The following is a 5332-nucleotide window of genomic DNA, read 5'->3' as shown; positions in this document are numbered from 1 at the left end:
GACGGGACGACGGTGTGGGTCGGTCGGCGCGAACTCGTTGCTCGCGCATCGCTCGAGCTGTCCGACTTCCTCGACGACGAAGCCGTTGCATTCGAGAGTGCCGGGCGCACCGCCGTGTTCGCCGGCTGGGACGGCGAGGTCCGCGGCGTCATCGCTGTCGCCGACACGGTGAAGGCATCGGCTGCCGAGACGGTGCGGCGTCTCCACGATCTCGGGCTGACGGTGGGGATGATCACCGGCGACAACGCCCGGACTGCGCAGTCGATCGCCGATACGGTCGGGATCGATCACGTCATCGCCGAGGTGCTCCCCGAGGACAAGCAGACCGAGGTCCGACGGTTGCAGGACGCGGGCGAGGTCGTGGCGATGGTCGGCGATGGCGTCAACGATGCTCCGGCGCTGGTGCAAGCTGATCTCGGCATCGCGATCGGGACCGGGACCGATGTCGCGATCGAATCGAGTGACCTGACCCTGATACGTGGTGACGTGTCCGGCGTCGTCACCGCGATCGAACTGTCCCGGCGCACGTACCGGACGATCGTGCAGAACCTGTATTGGGCGTTCGGATACAACACGATCGCGATCCCGCTCGCGGTGTCGGGGCTCCTCAGCCCGCTCATCGCCGGTGCCGCCATGGCGTTCTCGTCGATCAGCGTCGTGCTGAACAGCATCCGTCTGCGCCGCTTCGGCAGCGCTGGTTCAGAGGTCGTCGCAACGGTCGATCCGGCGAGGCCCACGCCTTCGCCGGTCACGGCATGACCGCGCCGAAGATCTCGGGCCTGCCGACTCCGCACGGCCGTCAGGTCGTAGGGTTTCGCGCGATGTTCTTCTCCGCCGAGACCCGAATCGAGCGCGTCCGGCGACATCTCGCTGCCTCGATCGTGGTGTTGTTGGTAACGCTGGCCGGTCTGGCAGTCGGGGGCGGGACGGTGAGCGCCCACACGGGATTCTCCGGATCGACGCCGTCCGCTGGAGACGTCGTCGACGCACCTGTGGAGTTGATCTCGCTGGTGTTCACCGGGGAGGCCGATGAGGCCGGAGACGGGTTTCTGGTCCTCGATGCGAACGGACAGCTGCGCGAGCCGACCTCCGTCTCGGTGACCGCCGACAAGAAGGTCTTCACCCTCGCGTTCGATCCGGCGCTCGCCGGTGGTGAGATCGGCGTGCGGTGGACGGTGAGTGCACCCGACGGCCACCTGATCGACGGATCGTTCTCGTTCAACGTCACCGCACCCGCTGTCGAGACGACCGTCGCACCGACGACGGCCCCGCCGGCCACGTCCACGACATCGGCACCGACGAGTACTGCACCTGCCGTCGCAGTGACCACGGCGACGACGCAGCCTGCGCCGACCACGCAGGTGCCGGCGGTGGCTGTCGACGACGGCGGGCACGACATGACCGCGGCCGAGATGGCTTCGATGGACGAGTTCCTGGCCGTCGACGGTGATCGGCCGGGGGAATCGCTCGCCACGCTCGGTCGAGTGTTGAGCTTCGCCGGGATCGCACTGGCGATCGGTGGAGTCGCGTTCGCCGCGACGACGCTGTTCGGCGAGCGGGCCGAGATCCGTACGCTCATCACGGCGGTCCGGGTCGTCGGCGGTGTCATCACCGTCGGCGCCGCGATGGAGTACGTCGGGGTGACCCGCATCGCGGGCGAATCGCTCTCGGGCTACTGGTCGTGGTCACCGGGTTTCGCCGCGGTCCTGCGGATGGTCGCGGGTGTCGCGATCGCTGCCGGTCTCGCACTGACCACCGTGTCGGTCCGACCGACACGCAGCCTCTCCGCCGCAGCGAACAATTCCGGCGACCCCGGCCGGAACAAGCGCTTCCGTCGTTCGACCGGGCCGGTCTCATCGATTCGCCGGCCCGCCCGCGGTGGGGACACTCCCCACGAGCCCACCAGTGGAATCCGCGTGCTCCCTCGCGATCCGGCGACGACGCTCGATGATCCCGGTATCGCCGTCGACCCGGCCCCGGCTGTCGAGCCGGAGACCACGCAACCGGTCGAGATCGACCCGGGCCTGGTGACGCGGGCTGTACCCCGAGACGTGGACATTCCCGAGGAAGTCCGACGAGAACCGCAGGGACCCGACGAGCGATGGGTTCCGACTCGGGCATCCACCGTCGCGTTCGTCGGAGCGTTCCTCGCGGTCATCTCGTTCTGGTTCGACGGGCACACCGTGTCGAAGGGGTGGCGGCCGTTGCATGCGCTCGCCAACAGCGTTCACGTGGTCGCCGGTTCGGTCTGGTTGGGTGGTGTCGTCGCGATGACCGTCCTGATCTGGCAGCGGCATCGTCGAGGAGTGCCACCGCGTGCACTCGAACTCGTCGTGCGCTTCTCCCAGGTGGCATCGATCGCATTGGGTGCGGTCGTGGTGGCGGGCCTCGTGATGGCCGTGGCGGTGCTGAACTCGTTCGGCGACCTCACGGGGACCGAATGGGGCCAGATCCTGCTTCTCAAGAGCGGCGCGGCCGTGCTCGCGATGTGCGGAGGTGCCTACAACCACTTCCGACTGATCCCGCTCCTGAACGCCGATCCCGACAACCCTGCGCTCCACGAACGGATGCGTTCGGTGATCACCGCCGAGGCGATTTTGCTCGGCTTCGTCATCGTCGTGACGGCGTGGCTCGTCGCCGCGGCGTCGTAGATCTCCGTTCGCGCCCATGCTCATCGTCACCCTCCTCATCGTCGCCGTCGTGGTGATCGTCTGGCAGTTCGTGCACCGGACGTCACCGCTCGTCCGCCGCTGGAGTACGTCGTCGTTCCCGCGCCGCTGGGCCGGGTCGCTGAGCGTGCTCGACAGCGGGCCGACCGGGCACGAGAACGACGAGGTGCTCGTCCTGCTGCACGGTCTCGGTGCGACCGGCAGCTACTTCGGAGCCTTCTACGACGGCCTCAGCCGCCGCCGCCGAGTGCTGATCATCGACCTCCTCGGGTTCGGCCACTCGCTCGACGAGGAACAAACCGAGTTCGGTGTCGAGGAGCACGTCGCTGCGCTCGATCAGGCCCTCGCCACATTGGGTCTCGAATCGTCCGACGTCGTGGTGGCGGCCCACTCGATGTCGAGCGCCATCGCACTGACGTGGGCGAACCGGAACTCCGATCGGGTGAAACGGGTCCTGCTCTGGGGGCCTCCGATCTATCGCGACGAGGAAGCGGCCCGTTCGATCGGCAAGGTGCACGGTGTGATGGGGCGGCTGTTCCTGATGGACTCGGGCTGGGCCGAACGGGCGTGTCGCGCGAGTTGTCAGAACCGGGACGTGAGCGGACGAATGATGGCGATGATGGCGCCGCGGTGGCCGACCCGTCTCGGCCATGATGCGTCACGTCACACCTGGGATGCGTATCAGGGCTCGCTTCAGTCGCTCGTCCTCGGGTTCGACTGGACGGAGGTCCTCCCGTCCAGCGTTCCGGTCACGATCTTCCACGGTGACGACGATCCGATCGGCGACCAGGCGTACATCGCGTCGATCAGCGGCGACGCCGAGATGATCTCCGTACCGGGCTCCGATCACCACGTCGCGTTGCAACATCCCGAACTGCTCTTCCAGCACCTCGACGCCGCGTAGGGACGGGCGCGCGATGTCTTCAGTCGCGCAGCTCGCGGAGGGCGTCGTCGAGGGCGTCGACGAATCGGTCGAGTTCGTCGCTCGTGACGACCATCGGTGGTTTGATCTTCAGCACGTTCTCGAACGGACCGTCGCGTGAGATGAGGATGCCGCGTCGCCGGACCGCCTCGACGACCTGACCGGCCAGTTCGGTGGCCGGCGTCTTGGTCATCTGGTCGTCGACGAGATCGATGCCGACGAACAGGCCGCGCCCGCGGACGTCGCCGATCGATGTGTGCTGTTCGGCGAGTACGTCGAGTCGTCGGCGCAGGTGCGCGCCGGCCGTCGTCGCGTGTGCCCGCAGCCGTTCGTCGCGGATCACGTCGAGCACGGCGAGTCCGGCAGCACATGACACCGGGTTGCCACCGAATGTGTTGAAGTACTCCATTCCGTTGGCGAACGCGCGAGCGATCGCCGGCGACGTGATGACTGCGCCGAGCGGGTGTCCGTTGCCGAGCGGTTTGCCCATCGTGACGATGTCGGGCACCACGCTCTGGGTCTCGAATGCCCACCAGTCGTCGCCCATCCGCCCGAGTCCGCACTGCACCTCGTCGGCGATGCAGAGCGCGCCCGCCTCGCGTGCCGCCGCGTACGCCGCCGGGAGATAGCCGGGGGCGAGGTCGACCTGGCCGCCACATCCCGAGATCGACTCGTGGACGAACGCCGCGGGAGCGCGGCCGGCCAACACGAGTTCGTCGGCCGAACGGGTGACCTCGGTCGCGTAGGCCGGACCGTCGGCTCCGTGTCGGCCACGATACGGGTCGGGCAGCTCGCAGATCCGGACGCGCTCGGTCGGGCCTCGGCCACCGGCCCGGTTGAACTTGTACGGGCTGATCTCGACGAGTGACGAGAGGTTGCCGTGGTAGGCCCAGTCGAGGGTGAGCACGCCCTCGCGGGCCGTCGCGGTGCGCGCCAGCCGCAGTGCGAGATCGACCGCTTCGCTGCCCGAGTTGGTGAAGAACACGACGGAGAGTGGGTCCGGAAACAGTGCCCGGAGCCGTTCGGCGTACTCGACGATGTTGGGATGCAGGTAGCGCGTGTTGGTGTTGAGCAGGTGGGCCTGCTCGGAGATCGCCTCGACGACGCGCGGATGTTCATGGCCGACGTGGGCGACGTTGTTGACGAGATCGAGCCAGCGTTCACCCGTCGCGTCGACGAGGGTTGCTCCCTCGCCGCGCACCACGTGCAGCGGCTCGTCGTAGCTCAGCGACAACGAGGGGGAAAGGTTCGATCGACGCCGCCGCGCGATGTCGATCGTCGTCCGCGAGCGCGGTGCGTCGACGGCGTCGCAATCGACGCCGACGATGAGCGGGGCCGGGTTCGGCGAGATCGACGTCCACACGTCGCGTTCGCTCGCCCGCGCGACGCCGTCGAGGTCGGTCGTTCGTCCGAGCAGGTCGGTGAAGAGTTGGACGTGGATGTGGGGTGCCCACCCGCCGTTCTCGGCACGGGTCCCGACGGTCGCGAGTCGTGTTCCGCGCTCGATCGGGTCGCCCGGGTTCAGTCCTCGGACGCTCGCGTGATCGAGATGGCCGAGGAGCATCCAGAACGGGGTGTCGTCGTGCGTCCGGTATTCGACGAGGACGACGCCGCCGTAATCACCCGGCTGGTCGCGGACGTCGCAGGAGTGGATGGTGCCCGCGAGCGGGGAGGCGACGGGCGTACCGCTCGGAACGAACACGTCGATGCCGAGGTGCAACGTTCGTCGTTCACCGGACGG

The 5332-nt window shown here is 68.0% G+C and carries 4 protein-coding genes; 3 read left to right on the top strand and 1 reads right to left on the bottom strand.

Annotated elements, in window-relative coordinates:
• The 3 genes from WBV89_RS08930 to WBV89_RS08920 form a co-directional block, all read left to right on the top strand.
• Positions 1–759 (top strand): heavy metal translocating P-type ATPase (locus WBV89_RS08930; protein WP_423980987.1); only part of this gene is annotated, 759 nt, incomplete at its 5' end.
• A 62-nt stretch (positions 760–821) separates the two neighbouring features.
• Positions 822–2651 carry a CopD family protein gene (locus WBV89_RS08925; protein WP_423980986.1) on the top strand — a complete coding sequence of 610 codons (1830 nt, stop codon included), beginning with the start codon at positions 822–824 and terminating at the stop codon, positions 2649–2651.
• Positions 2652–2667: 16 nt separating this feature from the next.
• Positions 2668–3573 carry an alpha/beta fold hydrolase gene (locus WBV89_RS08920; protein WP_423980985.1) on the top strand — a complete coding sequence of 302 codons (906 nt, stop codon included), beginning with the start codon at positions 2668–2670 and terminating at the stop codon, positions 3571–3573.
• Between the two features lie 19 nt (positions 3574–3592).
• Here the strand turns inward: WBV89_RS08920 and WBV89_RS08915 are convergent.
• Positions 3593–5332: aminotransferase class III-fold pyridoxal phosphate-dependent enzyme (locus tag WBV89_RS08915; RefSeq protein WP_423980984.1), on the bottom strand; the 1740-nt coding region annotated here is incomplete at its 5' end.

It is taken from the genome of Ilumatobacter sp., from assembly GCF_049588435.1.
Taxonomy (GTDB): domain Bacteria; phylum Actinomycetota; class Acidimicrobiia; order Acidimicrobiales; family Ilumatobacteraceae; genus Ilumatobacter_A.
This window is presented reverse-complemented; position numbering and strand designations above follow the sequence as displayed.

Bases quoted from the DNA above. Each gene is read 5' to 3' on its own strand.
- WBV89_RS08920 (WP_423980985.1), top strand. From the start codon at position 2,668: ATGCTCATCGTCACCCTCCTCATCGTCGCCGTCGTGGTGATCGTCTGG.
- WBV89_RS08925 (WP_423980986.1), top strand. From the start codon at position 822: ATGTTCTTCTCCGCCGAGACCCGAATCGAGCGCGTCCGGCGACATCTC.